The organism is bacterium, from assembly GCA_035703895.1.
Taxonomy (GTDB): domain Bacteria; phylum Sysuimicrobiota; class Sysuimicrobiia; order Sysuimicrobiales; family Segetimicrobiaceae; genus Segetimicrobium.
Map to the genome: position 1 here is coordinate 1 of DASSXJ010000218.1, position 2,815 is coordinate 2,815.

A 2,815-nucleotide genomic window follows, 5' to 3' on the forward strand; every position below is an offset into this window, starting at 1 on the left:
CACGTGGTCTGGTCCAACACCTGGTACGATCCCGGCCAAGAGAAGGAGGCCGCGGAGAGCCTGCTCAGCATCGGCGCGGACGTCCTCGCGCAGCACCAGGACTCGCCGGCCGCGATCCAGGCGGCCGCCGCCAAGGGCAAGTACGCCGTCGGGTACAACTCCGACATGAGCAAGTTTGGACCGAAGACATTCCTCACAGCGCCCGTGTGGGACTGGGGCCCGATGTACGTGTACTTCGCCAAAAAGGTGGAGGCCGGGACTTTTGCGGGAGAGGACGTGTGGTGGGGGATGGACAGGGGTGTGGTGGACATCGCGCCGATTGGGCCCATGGTCCCCGCCGCACTCAAGACCATGGTGATGGCGAAGCGGACCGCGATGATCGCGGGGAAATTTAACGAATTCGCCGGGCCGATCAAAGACCAGACCGGAAAGGTGCGGATCGCAGCCGGCAGCGCCCTGGGCGACAGCGCGCAGTTGTCAATGAACTGGTTCGTGGAGGGCGTCGTCGGCACGGTACCGACAAAGTAGCCCGCTTCATGATCGTCGCCGCCGGCACGCTGTGGTCCTCGAAGGACCGCGGCATCTTCGACCCGAACTCCCTGGTGGTGTCGATATTCAGATGAAACATCTCTCACGCGCCGAGCGACGCCGTCGAGCTCGCGAAGGCCCATCGGTTCCGCCGCCGAGCCCCCCGCCTCCGAGCAGGCCGGTGCCTGAGCGCACGGCGCAGGCGCGCACGGGCGTACGGCCGGGGAGCCGCCGCCGGCGGCAGCCCGCGTGGATTTGGTGGTCCGTTGGGGTTGCCGCCCTCGTCGTCATCGGGGGTGGTGCCTGGTGGGCGCTCTCCTCGCGGACGGCCGCCCAGGGTGGGCCGACCCTCCAGGGCGAGCGGGTCCCGTACGAGGGAAACACCCACGTGCCAATGGGCAGCGACATCAAGTACCGCGCCCACCCCCCGGCATCCGGGGACCACTACCCCACCCCGGCGCCGAGGGGCGTGTACCCGGAGGGTCTCCTCGAGGGGTTCTGGGTGCACAGCCTAGAGCACGGATACATCGTGCTGGCGTACCGGCCTCCGGTGTCGCCGGATCAGATCCAGCAGTTCCAGGAGATGGTGCGAAGTTTTCCCAAGAGCAAGTACGGCTACGCGAAGTTGGTGATCGTCCCCTACAAGGACATGGAGCACCCGTACGCGGTGCTCGCGTGGACCTGGCGGTTGTGGCTGGATCAGTTTGACCGCGAAAAGATCGTGGAGTTCTACCGCGCCCACGTCGATCATGGCCCCGAAGACATTCCGTAACGGCTACTGCATCGCGCGGGTCGCGCCGCCGTCGATGGTGATCGTCGTGCCGGTGATGTAGCTCGCCTGATCGGAGGCCAGGAACACGGCCATATTGGCGAACTCCCGCGGATCGCCGTAGCGTCCGGCGGGGATCGCCGCCGTGCTTTCCCGCTCCACGTCCTCGACGGTGCGGTTGCTCGCCCGCGCGGCCGCCAGATCGACCTCCTGGGTGCGGCGCGTCCGGATGCGCCCCGGGGCGAGATTGTTCAGGAGAATCTTGTGCGGCGCCAGTTCGAGCGAGAGGGTCTTCGCGAGCGCAACCACGCCGGATCGGAATACGTTGCTCAGGACGAGGCTGGGGATCGGGACCTTCACCCCTGAGGTGATGATCGTGATGACGCGTCCCCCTCCCTGGGCTTTCATCGACGGTACCGCCCCCCGGATCAACCAGACCGCGCTCATCAGGTTCTGCCGGAACGCCTGCTCCCACTGAGCGTCGGTGAGCACGAGCGCGGAACCCGGCGGCGGGCCGCCCGCGTTGGCGACGAGAATGTTGATCTTACTGAAGTGGCTCAGCGCGGCCCCGATCAGCGCGTCTGCCCCCTCGGGTCGGGACACGTCGGCCGGGACGCCCATGGCGTGCCGGCCGGTGCTCCCGGAGATCTCGGTCGCGGCGCGGCGGATCGCCTCCGCGTTTCGGCTGCCGATGACCACGTCCGCGCCGGCCTCCGCGAGGCCTTGGGCGATCGCGCGCCCGAGCCCGGCGCTGGCGCCTGAGACCACCGCGACCCGGCCCGACAAATCGATTTTCATGTGGATCCCTCCCTGCTTCCTGTGGGATCGGTGCGCGCTACCGTGTTCACCAGGTCCTGGAATCCGTTGATCCGGCAGGCCACGGTGTCGCCGTCCTCGATCACAGCCGCGCCTGGGGTACCGGTGCAGAGCAAGTCTCCCGGCTCGAACTCGAACACGCGTGAAAAGAACGCCAGGAGATGGAACGGGGAAAAGGCCATGTCGCTGACGGTGTTCGACGCCGCGGCCCGGTCGTTGCGGACCGTGGTCACGCGTATAGCACCCAGATCGGGAATCTCATCCGGAGTCACGATCCACGGCCCGAAGCTCAGGAAGGTCGGAAACGACTTCGCCCGCGTCAGAAACCGCGGGTTTCGGCGGAGGATATCCTCCGCGGTCATATCGAGGAGCGTGACGTATCCGAACAGCGCCGCGGCCGCCTCACGCTCGGTGAGATCGCGGCACCGGCGGCCCAGCACGAGCCCCAACTCGGCTTCGGCGGTGACCCGCTGAGACGCCATCGGCAGCCGGATGGTCTCGCCCGGACCGATGATGGTCGTCCAGGGCTTCATGAAGGACGCCGGTTCCTCGGGGACCGTCACGCCGAGGTCGTGGGCATGCGCCCGGTAATTGAGGCCGATCCCCCAGATCTTTGGCGGGCGTCGATACGGAGCGACGAACGTGGGGGCGTTGAGCGGGGCGGGTCGGGGGTGGTTCCCCCGCGTACTCGCCGAACGAAAC

At 67.4% G+C, this 2,815-nt stretch carries 4 protein-coding genes; 2 read left to right on the top strand and 2 right to left on the bottom strand.

Annotated elements, in window-relative coordinates; all coding sequences use genetic code 11:
- On the top strand, window positions 1–528 hold a 528-nt coding region (locus VFP86_14630; GenBank protein ID HET9000870.1), incomplete at its 5' end, for a BMP family ABC transporter substrate-binding protein.
- Window positions 529–709: 181 nt separating this feature from the next.
- The gene (locus tag VFP86_14635) at window positions 710–1,300 is read left to right on the top strand and encodes a DUF3105 domain-containing protein (GenBank protein HET9000871.1); all 591 of its coding nucleotides are present in this window, start codon (window positions 710–712) and stop codon (window positions 1,298–1,300) included.
- Window positions 1,301–1,303: 3 nt separating this feature from the next.
- On the opposite strand, the gene VFP86_14640 is transcribed toward VFP86_14635, so the two are convergent.
- Window positions 1,304–2,095: an SDR family oxidoreductase gene (locus tag VFP86_14640; GenBank protein HET9000872.1), complete on the bottom strand. Its 792-nt coding sequence runs from the start codon at window positions 2,093–2,095 to the stop codon at window positions 1,304–1,306.
- Window positions 2,092–2,815: fumarylacetoacetate hydrolase family protein (locus VFP86_14645; GenBank protein ID HET9000873.1), on the bottom strand; the 724-nt coding region annotated here is incomplete at its 5' end. The genes VFP86_14645 and VFP86_14640, both read right to left, overlap by 4 nt.

Bases quoted from the DNA above. Each gene is read 5' to 3' on its own strand.
- VFP86_14640 (HET9000872.1), bottom strand. From the start codon at position 2,095: ATGAAAATCGATTTGTCGGGCCGGGTCGCGGTGGTCTCAGGCGCCAGC.